At 27.6% G+C, this 16,930-nt stretch carries 18 protein-coding genes; 12 read left to right on the top strand and 6 right to left on the bottom strand.

Annotation, left to right across the window (positions count from 1 at the left end):
• The first annotated feature begins 83 nt into the window (after positions 1–83).
• Entirely contained in the window at positions 84–1,862 is a 1,779-nt protein-coding gene (locus HF520_RS06500; RefSeq protein ID WP_168573246.1) for a 1-deoxy-D-xylulose-5-phosphate synthase, read from the top strand.
• A gap of 231 nt (positions 1,863–2,093) precedes the next feature.
• Here HF520_RS06500 and HF520_RS06495 read toward each other — a convergent pair whose 3' ends face one another.
• On the bottom strand, positions 2,094–3,335 hold the full coding sequence (locus HF520_RS06495) for an IS256 family transposase (RefSeq protein WP_168573245.1): 1,242 nt from the start codon (positions 3,333–3,335) through the stop codon (positions 2,094–2,096).
• A gap of 130 nt (positions 3,336–3,465) precedes the next feature.
• Here HF520_RS06495 and HF520_RS06490 point away from each other — a divergent pair, with 130 nt between their 5' ends.
• The 5 genes from HF520_RS06490 to HF520_RS06470 all read left to right on the top strand — a co-directional run bounded on the left by HF520_RS06490 (position 3,466) and on the right by HF520_RS06470 (position 7,433).
• Positions 3,466–4,125, top strand: coding sequence for a hypothetical protein (locus HF520_RS06490; RefSeq protein ID WP_168573244.1), 660 nt, complete (start codon positions 3,466–3,468; stop codon positions 4,123–4,125).
• A gap of 119 nt (positions 4,126–4,244) precedes the next feature.
• Positions 4,245–4,580, top strand: coding sequence for a hypothetical protein (locus tag HF520_RS06485; protein ID WP_168573243.1), 336 nt, complete (start codon positions 4,245–4,247; stop codon positions 4,578–4,580).
• 623 nt (positions 4,581–5,203) lie between these two features.
• Positions 5,204–5,689 (top strand): DUF4250 domain-containing protein, encoded by a 486-nt coding sequence (locus tag HF520_RS06480; protein ID WP_168573242.1) that lies wholly within the window; start codon positions 5,204–5,206, stop codon positions 5,687–5,689.
• 21 nt (positions 5,690–5,710) lie between these two features.
• Positions 5,711–5,905: a hypothetical protein gene (locus tag HF520_RS06475; protein WP_168573241.1), complete on the top strand. Its 195-nt coding sequence runs from the start codon at positions 5,711–5,713 to the stop codon at positions 5,903–5,905.
• An 847-nt stretch (positions 5,906–6,752) separates the two neighbouring features.
• Complete coding sequence (locus HF520_RS06470; RefSeq protein ID WP_168573240.1) at positions 6,753–7,433, top strand: hypothetical protein; 681 nt, start codon at positions 6,753–6,755, stop codon at positions 7,431–7,433.
• A gap of 239 nt (positions 7,434–7,672) precedes the next feature.
• On the opposite strand, the gene HF520_RS06465 is transcribed toward HF520_RS06470, so the two are convergent.
• Positions 7,673–8,470, bottom strand: a complete 798-nt coding sequence (locus HF520_RS06465) for a hypothetical protein (protein WP_168573239.1) — start codon at positions 8,468–8,470, stop codon at positions 7,673–7,675.
• Positions 8,471–8,551: 81 nt separating this feature from the next.
• Entirely contained in the window at positions 8,552–8,953 is a 402-nt protein-coding gene (locus HF520_RS06460) for a hypothetical protein (protein WP_168573238.1), read from the bottom strand.
• A 405-nt stretch (positions 8,954–9,358) separates the two neighbouring features.
• Here HF520_RS06460 and HF520_RS06455 point away from each other — a divergent pair, with 405 nt between their 5' ends.
• Complete coding sequence (locus HF520_RS06455) at positions 9,359–9,925, top strand: hypothetical protein (RefSeq protein ID WP_168573237.1); 567 nt, start codon at positions 9,359–9,361, stop codon at positions 9,923–9,925.
• A gap of 177 nt (positions 9,926–10,102) precedes the next feature.
• Here the strand turns inward: HF520_RS06455 and HF520_RS06450 are convergent, their stop codons facing one another.
• The 3 genes from HF520_RS06450 to HF520_RS06440 all read right to left on the bottom strand — a co-directional run bounded on the left by HF520_RS06450 (position 10,103) and on the right by HF520_RS06440 (position 12,472).
• Positions 10,103–11,344 (bottom strand): IS256 family transposase, encoded by a 1,242-nt coding sequence (locus HF520_RS06450; RefSeq protein ID WP_168572333.1) that lies wholly within the window; start codon positions 11,342–11,344, stop codon positions 10,103–10,105.
• A gap of 160 nt (positions 11,345–11,504) precedes the next feature.
• Positions 11,505–12,017 carry an ImmA/IrrE family metallo-endopeptidase gene (locus HF520_RS06445; RefSeq protein WP_168573236.1) on the bottom strand — a complete coding sequence of 171 codons (513 nt, stop codon included), beginning with the start codon at positions 12,015–12,017 and terminating at the stop codon, positions 11,505–11,507.
• A 35-nt stretch (positions 12,018–12,052) separates the two neighbouring features.
• A complete protein-coding gene (locus tag HF520_RS06440) occupies positions 12,053–12,472 on the bottom strand; it encodes a helix-turn-helix domain-containing protein (protein WP_168573235.1) in 420 nt (139 codons plus the stop codon).
• Between the two features lie 318 nt (positions 12,473–12,790).
• Here HF520_RS06440 and HF520_RS06435 point away from each other — a divergent pair, with 318 nt between their 5' ends.
• From HF520_RS06435 to HF520_RS06415, 5 genes are all read left to right on the top strand, one after another.
• Positions 12,791–13,027: a helix-turn-helix transcriptional regulator gene (locus HF520_RS06435; RefSeq protein WP_168573234.1), complete on the top strand. Its 237-nt coding sequence runs from the start codon at positions 12,791–12,793 to the stop codon at positions 13,025–13,027.
• Between the two features lies 1 nt (position 13,028).
• Positions 13,029–13,835: a phage antirepressor KilAC domain-containing protein gene (locus tag HF520_RS06430; RefSeq protein WP_168573233.1), complete on the top strand. Its 807-nt coding sequence runs from the start codon at positions 13,029–13,031 to the stop codon at positions 13,833–13,835.
• 85 nt (positions 13,836–13,920) lie between these two features.
• Positions 13,921–14,940, top strand: a complete 1,020-nt coding sequence (locus tag HF520_RS06425) for a YqaJ viral recombinase family nuclease (protein WP_168573232.1) — start codon at positions 13,921–13,923, stop codon at positions 14,938–14,940.
• Positions 14,941–15,039: 99 nt separating this feature from the next.
• Entirely contained in the window at positions 15,040–16,089 is a 1,050-nt protein-coding gene (locus HF520_RS06420; RefSeq protein ID WP_168573231.1) for a DnaD domain protein, read from the top strand.
• Positions 16,040–16,765, top strand: a complete 726-nt coding sequence (locus tag HF520_RS06415) for an ATP-binding protein (RefSeq protein WP_168573230.1) — start codon at positions 16,040–16,042, stop codon at positions 16,763–16,765. The genes HF520_RS06420 and HF520_RS06415 overlap by 50 nt, the downstream gene beginning before the upstream one ends.
• The last annotated feature ends 165 nt before the right edge of the window (positions 16,766–16,930 follow it).

The raw sequence follows: 16,930 nt of genomic DNA, 5'->3' as shown, positions 1-16,930 counted from the left end.
TATTGCGTTGGAGTTAACTCTAAGTAGTATACTTTACAATAATACAGGAAAAATGTGTAAAAAAGCACCTAGGAGGTAAAAATATGTCATTAAATGTATTACATAAAATCAATGAGCCCAAAGATTTAAAAACTTTATCAATAGAAGAATTAAATTTATTATCAGGAGAAATAAGGGATGTACTAATAAAAAAAGTAAGTACAACAGGAGGACACTTTGGACCAAACTTAGGTATGGTAGAAGCTACAATAGCACTTCATTATGTGTTTAATTCACCAGTAGATAAGTTTGTATATGATGTATCTCACCAATCATACACTCACAAAATACTAACTGGAAGAAAAGAATCTTTTATAAATCCTGAAAAGTTTGGTACTGTTACAGGATATACTGAACCAAAAGAAAGTGAGCATGACTTTTTCACAGTAGGTCATACATCAACTTCAATAAGCTTAGCTTGTGGTTTAGCAAAAGGAAGAGATGTAGTAGGTGGAAATGAAAATATAGTAGCTATAATAGGGGATGGTTCTCTAAGTGGAGGAGAAGCTTACGAAGGACTAAATAATGCAGCAGCATCAGGAAAGAATATAATAATATTAGTCAATGATAATGATATGTCTATAGCAGAAAATCATGGTGGGCTTTACAAAAATTTAGCTTTACTTCGTGAAACTGAAGGAAAAGCAGAACTAAACTTATTTAAAGCATTAGGATTTGAGTATCACTTTGTTAAAGATGGAAATAACCTTGAGTCATTAATAGAAACTTTTAGAAAAGTTAAGGATAAAAAACATCCAGTTGTAATTCATATGCATACTGTAAAAGGTAAGGGATATGAAGATGCAGAAGTAAATAAAGAAGCATTTCACTGGGTTATGCCATTTGATTTAGAAACTAAAGCACCATTATTTACTGGTGAATATGAAAAATCTTATGGAGATATAACTGATGAGTTTTTATTAGATAAAGCACGTAAGGATAAAACTATAGTTGGTATAACAGCAGCTACACCAGAGATAGTTTCTTTAAGTGGAATAAGAAGAGAGTTAAAAGATCAATATGTAGATGTTGGTATAGCAGAAGAACATGCAATAGCATTAGCTTCAGGAATAGCTAAAAGAGGTGGAAAGCCAGTAGCATCATTCTTAAGTACATTTATACAAAGAACATATGACCAATTATCTCAAGACCTTGCAATAAATGATAACCCAGCAACAATATTAGTTCATTGGGGAGGAATAAGTGATTCAGATGTAACTCACTCAGGATTATTTGATATACCTTTAATATCAAATATACCAAACATAGTGTACTTAGCTCCAACAACTAAAGAAGAACATTTAGCTATGATGGATTGGGCTATAGGCCAAGATAAGCATCCAGTAGCTATACGTGTTCCTAATTCAGCAGTTGTATCTACTGGAGTTGAAGTTGAGCCTAACTTTGATGAATTAAATAAATATGTTACAGTTGAAGAAGGAAATGAAGTAGCTATAATAGGGCTTGGATCATTCTTTAGCTTAGGTAAGAGAGTAAAAGATAAGTTAAAAGAAGTTGGAATAAATGCTACATTAATAAATCCAAGATTTATAACTGGATTAGATGAAGAATTATTAAATAAATTAGAAGAAAATCATAAGCTAGTAATAACGCTAGAAGATGGAATACTTGATGGTGGATTTGGTGAAAAGATATCTAGATTCTATGGAAATAAATCTATGAGAGTATTAAACTTTGGTGCTACTAAAGAGTTTACAGATAGTGTACCATTAGAAGTTTTATATGAACGTTATCATTTAACTGAAGAATTAATAATAGAAGATATACAAAATGTACTTGAAGATTTAAAGACTTTAGTTTAGTACCAAGTATAATAGTATTAGTTAAACTATATTAGTAATAAAAAAAAGAGCAACGAGAATGTCTATAGATTTGTGTAAATAAGATTTTTTATAATTTATATTACTGGAAATTTCAAATTCCAGTAATATTTTTTTATTTTTGAGAAATACTAATACTGGAATTCTTTACACAATTATTATGTGTTTAATTTAGTTATTTATACACTAAATTTTCCATAATTTTAAAAAAATTTATATTGTGTAAGAGTTAGGTATCCTTTCTCCAAACATAATTGTAAGCTGTCCTAAAGTAGACGCCCAATTTTGGTTTGGAGAGGTCCATTTCTCCATAATTTTCATGGTAGATAAATATAGTGATTTTCTTAGTGACTCATCTGTTGGAAATACAGTTCTTACCTTAGTATATTTTCTTAACTGTCTATTAAATCCCTCAAGAGCATTTGTAGTATAAATAATTCTTCTAATTTCATGTGGATATTCAAAATACGTATTCAGATTACTCCAGTTATTGTACCATGAATCTATTACAACAGAATATTTTGAATACCATTTCTCCTTAAGAATATCTAAATTTTTAAGTGCTGTTTCTTCGTTAAATGCCCTATAAACACTTTTTAAATCTTTCATAAACTCTCTCTGATCTTTTGATGCTATATATTTAAGAGAGTTTCTAATTTGATGAACTATACAAGTTTGAATACTTACATCTGGATATACAGTTTTAATTGCTTCAGGTAGACCTTTTAAACCATCCATACATGCAATTAAAATATCATCTACGCCTCTATTTTTCAAATCATTACAAACTGATAGCCAAAATTTTGCGCCTTCTGATTCACCAATCCAAATACCTAATATATCTTTTTTTCCTTTCATATCTAAAGCCATACATATATATGCTGCCTTTGAAACTATTTTATTATCATCTCTTACTTTAAAATGCATAGCATCCATATATACGATTGGGTATATTTCATCAAGTTCTCTGCTTTGCCATTCGGCGGCAGCCTCTACAACCTTATCTGTTATCTTAGATATCATTGCAGGAGACACATCAATGCCATATAGTTCTTCCATTTCAGATTGGATATCTCTTACACTCATACCACAGGCATAAAGACCTATTATTTTTTTATCTAGTTCATTACATACAGTTTCATACTTTTTAACAACCTTCGGTTCAAATTGTGCTTTTCTATCTCTTGGTATATCTAGGCCAACTTCACCAAAACTACGTTCAATAGTCTTAGAACTATATCCATTCCTATAGTTTGGATTAGCTTCATTACTTCTTTCATGCCTTTCTCTTCCCAGATGTTCTTCCATTTCTGCTTCTAGCAATTGTTGGATAATATCTTTGAACAGCTTTTGCATTAATCCATTTTTACCAACTACATCTTCCATGGTTTTACATTTTCTTACTTCAGCTTGGTAGTCTAAATCTGGAATAATTATTTCTCTTTGATCTTTCATTTCTTTACCTCCAAAAGTTTAATATGAATATTATTCCAAACTTACCAATTTTACATTCAAAAAAGACTGTAGGTAAGTTTGTATTTACACAAAACTACCTACAGTCCCGAAAAATGAATATAAGTATACTTTGAGAGAAATACAAAGTGAATTTCTACCTGATCTAGATGAAAATAGACAAAAGAAAAAGGGAAGACCTAAAAAAGTAGTTTATATTCATAGGGAACGTTCCTTGTATCAAGGAAGAATATTAGATTTAGTAAAGCTATGTGAGTTAAGAAACTATGATATAAAAGGTCAAAGAGAAATAATATTATTCTTGTATAGATATTATTTATGTTACTTCTATGAAGATGAACAAAAAGCCTTAGAAGACGTTTTAGAACTTAATAAGGAGTTTATACAACCATTAAGTGAGAAAGAGCTTATAAGGGCAACAAATAGTGCAGAGAAGGTATTTAAATCAAAGGACAAGCAGTATAAATACAAAAATGAAACTCTTATAGAACTTTTAGAAATATCAGAGTATGAACAAACTCACATGAAGATTATTATTGGTAAAGAAGAGTACAAGCGAAGGGATAGAGAGTATCAAAGAAATAAGTATTTAGAAAAATTAAAATCATCTGGAAGGATTTCTGAAAAAGAAAAAATATCACAGAGAAGACAAAAAATAAAAGCCCTTTTGGCCGAAGGACTTTTACAAAAAGATATATGCAGAGTTTTAAATATATCTAAACGAAATTGTATTCGTGATATTAAATTTTTGAAAGAGCAAGGTTTAATATAACCTTGTTCTTTTAGTATTATAAGATAAAAATGAATAAAATTCAATCAATATTGAGGTGCCAAATTTTCTCGGCTTGTATTATAGGGTACGTAGTACCTGTTACTAGAAAGGGTGTTTTTATGGATGAAAAAAAGTTATGGCAAAAGATAAGTGGCAGCATTACTTTTTATTTAAAAGATTATGATAGAAGTAGAAGTAATGAAGAACTTTTAGAGGATTATTTAGATTATGTTTTACCAGATGATATAGAAGATGATGGTGTACGTAGGTATTTAGATAAGCAAACATTTAAGTATGTAGAAGTAAATAAAGAGTTAGAAGAAAAAGCAATAAATGCATTTATAGAAAGATTAAACAAGAGAAGATCTAAGGAAGAACCAATAGAAAAAGTTGAAGAAAAAAGAGTTTATAAAAACAATGTATTTAGTTTTGATGAGTACAAAAATAGGAAATAAATTTATATTAAAATAATAAAAAAAATTATAGAATTTATAAAAATAAAAATCAGTTTTGCATTAAAAAATATCTTGATGTAAGACTGATTTTTTTATTTATAACAAATAAAAAATATATAGAAACAACTGACGTTTTATTTTAGCTTGAAGTGATTTTTCTTCAATGGAAAATAAATAAGGAGGGCGTTAGCAACAAGCCACTTTAGTGGTGCGTTAGTAAATAAAATTCATTGTTAAAAATTTATTTATTATGAAAATCTAACTAAAAAGAATGTGATAAAAAGTGTGATTTAGTGTGACAACTTTGGGACATGAGTGTGATAAAAGGTGTGATAATCGTATTTTTTTTGTGCCTAAGTTAATTTATTAACTTTTAGAGTATTGCTAGGCTTTGCCTAGTTGACCTTTGAAAAAGGGCACAAAAACTCCTTATGCTCTTTTTTAAAAAAACAAGTTTTTTAAATTTAGTAAGTTTTTCGCTCACTCAAAACTTATTTTTAAAATAAATTTTCATAAAAAATAATTCAAAATAAATGCAAAAGTATTTTATTTTTTAGAGGAAATTTAATCTCTTTAATAAAAATAAATACAAAAGTATTTATTGTATTAGGGGGATATTTTTTATGGAAAAAGAAGAATTTAATAAATTAAAAATAAAGGATCAAGTTGAATATATAAATCAAAAATTAGATAAAAAAAGTTTAACGGAAATATGTAAAGACATAAATATATCTAGGGCTACAATAAGAAAAAGATTTTTAAAACAAGGATATGAATTTAATAAAATTCAGAATAAATATATATGTTCTTTAGAATTAAATAATAAGGAAGAGGAAGAAAATAAATGCAATAATAATACAAAAGCATTAGAAGAAAAAATACAAATCTTAGAATCGAAAATAGAGGCTATAGAGAATAAATTAAATAATTATAATTCGAGAAATATAAAAAAGTTTGAAGGAAAAACAGTATCAAGATGTTATAGACTTTATGAAGAAGTTCAAAAAGAATTTAGTAAATTCTGCAAAGAAAATTCAAATTATAAAGTACAAGATATATTATCTATGGCATTATATGAGTATATGAAAAATAATAAACATGATAACTGATTTTGGGGAGGAGAATACAAAATGGAATGTTTAAGATGTAAAGAAGAATTAATTTTTTTGAAAGAGTATAGATTTGATTCACAAGATGAAAATAGGGGGTTGTTTAAAGCTATTTTTGATGTAGAGGAACATTTAATTTTTAAGATTTATGTATGTCCGAAGTGTAAGCATACAGAATTTATATACTCTGGATCATCTACTTGGCTTGATATGTAAAACTGATAATTTGTATGTTGTAAGATAGGATTATACTTTATAAAATTTATTAAATGTTGTAATAAAAAAATAAAGTAAAATACATAATAAATACAAATAATACAGATAAAAATAAAGTAAAAGTATAAAGTAAATTAATTTATATCGAATTTACAAAAATTAAAAAAATAAAGTTTAACAAAAAATAAAAAATTAAAAAAAGAGTGAATGTAGAGGAATATAGTAATTCCAATATGTTCACTCTTTTTTAATACAACTAATCCCTAAACCTAAATTTTAAGACTTGTTAGAATTCGATAATTATATTTTTGAATTTATATATTAATTATTTAGTTATGATTTATTTGAAGTATTAAAATTATGTAAATGAACAATTATTACTAGGAGGAGATTCTTTAAATTCAAGACCCATGTCTTTAAATAATATTTATAAAAATTCAAAAAATGATTTTCATAGTAAATTTGGTCATATTAATGAATTTCAATTAATTGCAAAAACTAAAAGAATTGAAATTAAGTAAAGGTAGAGTATCTCAAGTTATAAAAGAACTAAAAAAATTCAATATTAACTTTATAACATATAATTTGAGTTTTTTATAAATAAAAAAGTATTTTTGGAGGAGAAATGATTATAAATGTCTAAATATATTTATATGTTATATCTTCATAAAAAAGAGGTGGTTTTTATGGATGACACTAGTACTATATATTTGAACCTAATTCCATATAAGTTAATAATTATTATGTTTGTTGTTATTATTATTTTAGGAATCTTTTTATTTACTTTTAAAAAAAATAAAAAGATATAATACATGGTATTAAGTTTTTAATTACAAGGGGGATAACTATGAATAAAAAATTCAGAGGTTTAGTTTTATCAGGGGTCTTAAGCATTTCTATGATTGCACCTTTAGGAATTACTTCTGATGCAGCAAGTAGTGAAGTAGATGTTGGAGAAAGTTTAACTAATGATATGGAAATAAGGGACGCTAATGGGAAGCTATTAAAATTAGATGAGCTTATAGTTGAATCTGAAGTTGTAGATGTAGAAATAGAAAATAGTGATGTTTTAGTAGAAGAAGGATTATTAAGTGCAAATTACAAATCAGAGATGATAAGAGATTTGAATACGAGATTGCAGAAAGATATTACTGTATGGTTTGACTATCCTACAACTATCACTCATAATTTCATAATAAGAAATCCTTATGATGGTAATAAAAAAATAGTTTCATTAACATCAAAAGGAACATTTGCAGCTAATGCTTCAAAAAAATTAAAATCTTCAATCGCAATTTCCAATAAAGTTAATTACAATGGATATATTACAACGCTTGGAGCAGCATCTCAGGGATCGTATGTTGGAAAAGGCGGCACAAGTAAAGCAACTAGAAAGCTTTCAGCGACAAAAGTTGGATATGCTTCAAACTCTCATACCTTTTCTTACGGTGCAAAGTATACAAAATATGTACCAAGTTATAGTACTCAAGTAGGTTTTGGTATAAATGCTACTGTAACATATAGCTAAAAGATGGGAAAGCACTTATGAGATTATGAACTGCACCCTTTATGTGGAGAATGTATATAGATTTGTGTAAATATGATTATTAAATCGTATGTTTTTGTGGTCATTTTTGAAAAAACTAGTCCTTAAAAATTTATTTATAGAAGTAGAGTGATGATTTTACTTAACCGTTATTTTCACTAAATCATCACTCTATCTATTATATCGTTCTATACAGTTTTCTATATTTTATGACCCATATATTATTCTACTATTATATTTTCAACACCATCTAAGTTGAAATCTATTCGATACTCCCCTATAATAGTTTCTCCATCTGTATGATAAAGAGGTATCATTCTATATTGCTTTGATGATTTAGCTCTTACTAATTGCCTCATAATAGCATCTTTTGGTGATTCTGGAATTTCACCATATAAGTCATCTATACTTATATATCCTTCTATGTCATTTTCACCTACAGCTGGAATCATATTCTTAGTTTTATATAAATGGTCTCTCTCATTTAACTCTTCCTCAGATAAAGTGATTTCTAAACTTCTTAGACTTAGCTTAGGTGACGGTATTGATGAAAATGGAACATATTTACCGTTTGACCTAGTGTATAAATGGTTTGTAGATTTTGTGTAGAAAGTTCCGGAACTTGCCTTATATGATGGAGTTAGTCTTGTGAACCCTGCTGAAGTAGATGGTTCGTAATACCAGTCAGAAGTTCTTACTACTTTACCAGAAGAGTTGTATAGGTTTACATGAGTCCCCATAGTACCTCCAGGTAAATTTCCTGAACGAGATCTTATAAAATTACTCCCCCATACTGAACCTGAATTAGAAGTAGTCGATGATTGATTTTTATAACTTCTACCATCGTGAGTTTTATAATTCCATTCACTAGTGACTGATGCTCTCGATAACGATGATTTAGTTAAAACTGTATCTTTACTATTTTCTACACTAACTGATTCATTAGCGTATACATTACTTGAAAATAATATAAATGTCGTTAAAGCTAATGATAATTTTTTATTTATTCCTTTTTTCATAATAATTCTCCCCTTTATATTTTAATATGAGACACTATATTTAAATGATTTTACTAATTAACAAAATTATTTAAATATAAGTTAATTTACCATATATTTACCTATTATAGTTTTACCATCATTAGTATAAACTGGTATAAATCTTGGTCCCTGTTCTTCCTTTTTTTTCGTATATTCAATAGCCTCTTCAGGTGTTGAAGGTGTTTCTAAATCATTATATAAATCTGATTTTTTTACATATCCCTCAACATTATCTTCTCCTACAACGGCAATTAGATCTGGCTCTTCAAATTCACCATTTCCATGATCTATATGAGTTCCATATGTTTGTCCATCATCATTTTTCAAAAAATACCCTCTTAATGAATCTAATGTCTCATGTACATTATTATTATTACTTGATGCGAATATAAAAGTACCTAATCCACATCCCAATAATATAGTTAATACAAACAAAGTCTTCACAAATGTTTTTAATTTCAAATAAAACACCTCCTTTATATATTTTTATAATAAAAGATTAAATATATATTTTCAATAAAATTTACCACATAACATGCTTTATTAAGAAATAATTCGATATATGTACTACTTTAGTGTTTGTAATTTTTTTCGTGGATTAATTGTAAATAAGAAAACAAAAAAGATATTAACTTGATAAATAACGTATTGAAAGAGTAATTAAAGTTACACAATTCAATTTTATTATAGTATTTACTTACAGTGGACTTAATTAACTATAACTTTTCTACTATTTCAAATTATTTGTATACCTTCTTTATATAATTATTTAACTATTTTTATTTTATCTTGTTTAAGGAAGAAAAGAGAAATAAATACAAAATATGATATAATATTGATATTATCTACAAGTAAGGGGGTGAGATAATGAGGAATACATTAATAAAAGTAGATGATATTGATGAGAGTATTGAATATATAGATACAATTCATGGAGATAGTAAAGGGTGGATAACAAAGGCTGAAATAAATAAAAATAAAGAATTTAGCCAGTGGCATTATCTTGTAGGAGATTTGCTGAAACAAGATTTTGATAAAGAGAATATTTATATTTCTATGAGTACGTTTTATAAGCCAATGAGACGGATTGAAACGATAAAAGAAATAGGAAGTCTATTCATAGACCTTGATACATATAATACTAAATTCACTAAAACTCAAATACTTATGAATTTGGAAGAAAATTATTTTAATAGATCAATTCCAATACCAAATTTAATAATTGATAGTGGAAGAGGATTAACTTTGGTTTGGAGTATTGAGAAAGTACCATATAAGGCTCTGTCGTTATGGAAAGCAGTTCAAGAGTATTTATATAGTCAATTAAAAGAATTTGGAGCAGACAGAAAAGCACTAGATGTAACAAGAATTCTAAGAGTACCAGGAAGTATAAATTCAAAGAGTGGAACAAGAGTTACTATACTAGAAAAATAGAGAATGTCTATAGATTTGTGTAAATAAGATTTTTTATAATTTATATTACTGGAAATTTCAAATTCCAGTAATATTTTTTTATTTTTGAGAAATACTAATACTGGAATTCTTTACACAATTATTATGTGTTTAATTTAGTTATTTATACACTAAATTTTCCATAATTTTAAAAAAAATTTATATTGTGTAAGAGTTAGGTATCCTTTCTCCAAACATAATTGTAAGCTGTCCTAAAGTAGACGCCCAATTTTGGTTTGGAGAGGTCCATTTCTCCATAATTTTCATGGTAGATAAATATAGTGATTTTCTTAGTGACTCATCTGTTGGAAATACAGTTCTTACCTTAGTATATTTTCTTAACTGTCTATTAAATCCCTCAAGAGCATTTGTAGTATAAATAATTCTTCTAATTTCATGTGGATATTCAAAATACGTATTCAGATTACTCCAGTTATTGTACCATGAATCTATTACAACAGAATATTTTGAATACCATTTCTCCTTAAGAATATCTAAATTTTTAAGTGCTGTTTCTTCGTTAAATGCCCTATAAACACTTTTTAAATCTTTCATAAACTCTCTCTGATCTTTTGATGCTATATATTTAAGAGAGTTTCTAATTTGATGAACTATACAAGTTTGAATACTTACATCTGGATATACAGTTTTAATTGCTTCAGGTAGACCTTTTAAACCATCCATACATGCAATTAAAATATCATCTACGCCTCTATTTTTCAAATCATTACAAACTGATAGCCAAAATTTTGCGCCTTCTGATTCACCAATCCAAATACCTAATATATCTTTTTTTCCTTTCATATCTAAAGCCATACATATATATGCTGCCTTTGAAACTATTTTATTATCATCTCTTACTTTAAAATGCATAGCATCCATATATACGATTGGGTATATTTCATCAAGTTCTCTGCTTTGCCATTCGGCGGCAGCCTCTACAACCTTATCTGTTATCTTAGATATCATTGCAGGAGACACATCAATGCCATATAGTTCTTCCATTTCAGATTGGATATCTCTTACACTCATACCACAGGCATAAAGACCTATTATTTTTTTATCTAGTTCATTACATACAGTTTCATACTTTTTAACAACCTTCGGTTCAAATTGTGCTTTTCTATCTCTTGGTATATCTAGGCCAACTTCACCAAAACTACTTTCAATAGTCTTAGAACTATATCCATTCCTATAGTTTGGATTAGCTTCATTACTTCTTTCATGCCTTTCTCTTCCCAGATGTTCTTCCATTTCTGCTTCTAGCAATTGTTGGATAATATCTTTGAACAGCTTTTGCATTAATCCATTTTTACCAACTACATCTTCCATGGTTTTACATTTTCTTACTTCAGCTTGGTAGTCTAAATCTGGAATAATTATTTCTCTTTGATCTTTCATTTCTTTACCTCCAAAAGTTTAATATGAATATTATTCCAAACTTACCAATTTTACATTCAAAAAAGACTGTAGGTAAGTTTGTATTTACACAAAACTACCTACAGTCCCAAAAAACTATTTAGCTTCTTTTTTATTACATCTGCATCATTTAAAATATCTATTAAATTGTATAATAGTCAGCAAAATTAGATTCTTTTAAATTATTAAATTCATAGAAGTTATTATGCTTTTGTAAATTTGCAATCTTAAGTTTTACTAATTCTACTGAAACATATTCTTCTCTTGCTATATCAAATATAGTCTTATCAGGATATTTTTCTAAAATATCATCATCTAATAAAAACTCTGCTGCAAATATTTGAGCTTCATTTTCATATTTTGTTAATGAAAGAGGGTTAGTTCTTTTTAGCTCAAATGTATCTATATCTGGATGAAGTATTGAATGTCCAAGTTCGTGTGCATAGGTCATTCTTGATTCATAATCACATAGCTTTGTATTTATATAAATAAATTGAGCTCCAAAAAGCTTTTCATATGCACCTTTTGAAACACAGTTTTTATCTAAATAGCATACAACGATGTTTCTATGATGTATAACATCAAGCGGTGTTTCATTTTTATAGAGTATTTTTAATTTCCTAACCATTTCCTTTATTCTTGCACCTCTACACAATATAAATCTCCCCTTTTATAATGTATATTTATCTATTATTTATTATTTTTGTTTCTATTTTTCTTTTGCTCTTCTAAAGCTAAAAGCATCCCCATTCTCATTGCTTTTAGCATGCTATCTATAGCTTCTTTTGAAGCTGGTTCTCCATCAAACATTATATTACCAGATTCAAATCTTTGTTTAATTAATTCGTATATTTCTTCAAACTCTTCATCTGATTTATCAGCTAATCTATTATTTTGAACTTCCATATCATCAGTAAGTCCTAATAAATAATCAGTGGAAACATTTAAAGCCTCAGCAAGTTGCGTAATAGCAGCGGCTTTTGGTTCTCTTATATCATTTTCATATCTAGATAAACTTCCTTCTGTAATGTTGGCTCTTAAGGCTAGTTCTTTTTGATTAATATTCATATGACGTCTAGCTTTAGAGATTCTGTATCCTATCGTTTCCAATAAAAACCACTCCTTTAACTGCATTAGATTTGATTAAGATTTATTAAAAATAAAAAATTATAGTGTTTAAAAGGTACTTTTTATATAAAAATAAAAAAAATTTTTTTATTTAAATTGGTAACTTAATAGTAACATAATGTTACCATAAAGGAAATAAAATTGTATCAAACGGTAATAAAATTGTAAAAATATTGTTTATATTGAAAATAATTGTAAAAAGGGTAATTGACATTAGTAAAAAATAGTAATATTATGTAATTGTAAAAACGGTAATAAAATAAAGAAAAAAAAACAAAATAAGCATTAGGGGGAAATAAAATGGAACAGAGGCTTCTAAAATCAAAAAGAGTTTTAAAGGGATTTACTCAGGAACAAATAGCTAGTAAAATCGGCATGAATACTAAAAGTTATAACTTAAAAGAAAATGGAAAAAACAGATTTTCACTAGAGGAAGTTGCTAGGATAAGTGAAGCTTTAAAGCTTACTTTAGAAGAGGTAAATGATATATTTTTGCATATAAAATTACCAAAGGGTAATAAAAGTAGGGGAGTGTAATATGAATTCATTAAAAATATTTAAAAATAATGAGTTTGGGGAACTAAGTGTAATTATAAAAGATAATAAAGAGTACATTGAAGCTATACAAGTTGCAATGATACTTGGATATTCAAATCCTAGGGATGCTATTATTAGACATTGCACGAAAGAAGGGGTAATTTTTTCTGACGTAGGGGTAGTTACAGGAAAAAGAAATGATAATAGCGATATAGTTCAATATGTTAATAAAAAATTTATAGATGAAGGTAATATGTATAGACTTATTATGAGGTCTAAATTACCAAGTGCACAGAGATTTGAAAGATGGATAATGGATGAGGTAATGCCAAGCATAAGAAATCATGGAGCATATATGAGTGATGATGTAATAAATAAAACTTTAGAAGATCCAGATTTTATAATAAAGTTGGCAACTAAACTAAAAAAGGAAAAAGAAGAAAAAATATTAGCTCTTAAAAAAGCAGAAAAATTAGAAGAAGCTATAGCCATAGATAAACCATATACGGATTTTGGAAAAGGTATAGCAGCATCAAAGGATGCAATAACTATAGGGCAATTTGCTAAAATACTAAATAATAACGATAAAAGAATAGGCAGAAACAGATTATATAAATGGTTTAGAGATAAGGGATATTTTATATGCAAAGGAAAAGAGAAAAATATACCAAAGCAAGTTTATATAAATCAAGGGCTGTTTAAAGTTGAAGAAAAATTAGTAATGACATCAGAAGGAGAAGTAATATCTACAACAACGCTTATTACAGGTAAAGGACAACTGTACTTCATAGATAAATTTGACTTTTAATAAATTTCATCAAGGCAATTCTATAATTTCACTAATATAACAACACTAAAATATAAAAAATAAATATGCTAAGGGGGAGTAAGTAATGAGAAAATATTTAGATGCTAATGTAATCTATAATACTAAAAATATCTCAAAAGAAAAATGGCTAAAAGCTAGAAGAGAAGGTATTGGAGGAAGTGATGCTGCTAGTGTTTTAGGTCTTAATCCTTATAAAAGTTCTATGAGGGTGTATATGGATAAGATTAGTACTAATCATGTATGTAATAAATTAAAAGACATTTATGAGGATGAAAGTATAAGAGATATTTATAAACATGAAAGTATAAAAGATAAATTAGCAATAGATAAAGAAGTAAATTACAAAATGGAGCTAGGTAATAAGTTAAAAAACTTTATAGCAAATGAATTTGTTTTAAAGACTGGTAAAAAAGTTAGAAGTATAAATGGCATCCTAAAAAATGATAAATACCCTTTTGCACTTGCAAATATAGATAGAGCTGTAATAGGAGAGAAAGCGTTTTTAGAATGTAAGATAACAAATAGCTATTCAAAAAAATTATGGCAAAAGGAAGTTCCAATTTATTATAAAATACAATGCTATCATTATATGGCAATAACTGGAGCAACGCATTGCTATATAGCAGCTCTTATAGGTAATGAAGAGCTTGTAATTCACAAAATAGATAGAAATGAAGAAATTATAAATGAAATAATGGATTTAGAAAAAATGTTTTGGGACAAGTGTATACTAGGAGAAGAATTGCCTTCCCCTGATGGAAGTGAAGATTATTCCAAGGTACTTCAAGTACTTTATAAAGATAGTGTTGATGAAGAACTTATACTATTTGAAAAAGGAGATTTATTAAAAAGGTATGATGATGTACGTGAATTTGTAAAAAATTTAGATATGGAGAGAAAAGCAATAGAGCAGTATTTACAAATGCAAATGAAGGATTATGAAGTAGCTTATTTAGGAGATAGAAAAATAACTTGGAAAAAGCAAGTTAGAAACACTATAGATACAAAGAAATTAAAACAAGATCACCCAGAAATAGCAAGTAAGTATATGAAAACTACTACTTCAAGAGTTTTTAGAATTTAGTAAGGATGAAAAAATTTATAATTAAATATAAGACTAAAATCAAATAAGTATGAGATTAAATATAAGCAAATTGAGTAAATAAAAAGGGGGTAACTTACTATGGCTGTTTATAGGCATATTCATATAGACTATTGGCAAGATGGATTTATTCTTGATTTAACACCTGAAGAAAAGTATTTTTATATTTATCTAATGACCAATTCAAAAACAAGTCAAAGTGGTATTTATGAACTTCCAAAAAGAATTATAGAAACGGAAACTGGATATAACAGAGAAACGGTAGAGAAGCTTATTAATAGATTTGAAGATTATAAAAAGATAGTTTACTGTAATGAAACTAAAGAAATATTTATAAAAAACTGGATGAAGCATAACAAGGCTAATAGTCCTAAGGTAAAAAAGTGTATAGAAAAAGAGTTAGCTAATATTAAGAGTGATCTTCTTAAAGAGTTGTTTTTAAATGAATGTAATAAGTATGGATACAGTATAGATAGTATAGATAAACCAATATCTGAAGTTGATTGCAACTTGAACAACCACTATGGGGAAAAAGAAAAAGAAAAAGAAAAACAAAAAGAAAAATATAAAGAAAAATATAAAAATAAAAATAAAAATAAAAATAATAGATTAAATTCAAGTAGTCAAAAAGATGCTTTTAATAATAAGGTCTGTAATAATGAATCTTGTAATAATGGTGTAGGTAATGGTTATTTATGTAATAAGTATATAGATGATGTATGTAATGAGCATGAAAGTGATTTGAAAAAGTTTAAAACTTTGTATGAGGAAAACGTTGGACTAATAAACCCTATTGTAGGAGAGTGGCTAATTGAAGTTTGCGAGAGGGTTGATTATGAACTTTTTAAAAGAGCTATAGAAATTGCTACTGATAAAGGAAAATGCAACAAAGGATATATTAACGGGATTTTAAAGCAGTGGAATGATAATAACATTAGGTGTATAAGTGATTTGAAATCTTATGAATTAAGTTTTAAGAATAGGGGAGATAATTATGGAAGATATAAGAATGAGCATACAAAGCTTAAATATGCCAACGTCTTTGAAAATGAGGATGAAGAACTTTATAGAAAACCAACAGATGAAGAAATCAGAAAGTTTAACAGAGAGCTTGAAGGTTTTAAAGAGTGATAGTAAGTATAAGTGCAGTAAGTGTAGGGATATGACTTTTATTATAGATGATGGGGTGGCAATTCCTTGTGAGTGTAGGGCTTTGCGTGAAGCTGAAGATATACTAAGAAGAAGTGGTATAAGTAGTGAGTTTAGGAATAAGACTTTTGATAACTTTAATTATACTCGTGATGTTCAGCTTATGAATGCTTATAGGGCCGCTACTAAGTATGTTAGGGATTTTGATGATATAGAGAAAGTTAAGAATAATTCTATTATGTTTATGGGACAGGTTGGGTCAGGTAAGACCCACTTGTCTTTGGCTATTGCTAATGCTCTTATGGATAGGGGAGTCGGCGTTTTGTACATGGGGTATAGGGATAGTGTTGTTAAGATTAAGCAAAATATTATGGATCAGGTTTATTACCATAGAGAGATGAATAGGTATAAAAATTGTAGGGTGCTACTTGTTGATGATTTGTTTAAGGGAAGTATTAGTGGGAGTGATGTTAATATTATGTTTGAGATTATTAATCATAGGTATTTTAATAATTTGCCAGTTATTGTTAGTTGTGAGAAGGGAATTGGTGAGATTTTGAGTGTTGATGAGGGTGTTGGGAGTAGGCTGGTTGAGATGTGTAAGGGGAGTACTGTTGAGATTAAGGGGAAGAGACTTAATTATAGGGTGTATGGTTGATGAAAAATTATTATATTTATCGATTTTACTAAATTTATATAAAAATATAAAAATTCAGATATAATATTGTGCAATGAAGTAAGTTTTTATATATAATTATTAGTAGAAATGCAAAAAAAGTTGCTCTCGTGAGCAACTTTTTAATCCTCTAAAGGATGGTCTTAA

Origin of the sequence: Romboutsia sp. CE17 (assembly GCF_012317385.1) — a bacterium.
Taxonomy (GTDB): domain Bacteria; phylum Bacillota; class Clostridia; order Peptostreptococcales; family Peptostreptococcaceae; genus Romboutsia_E.
Note: the sequence above shows the minus strand (reverse complement) of the source record. Positions and strands in the feature narration are given on the sequence as shown.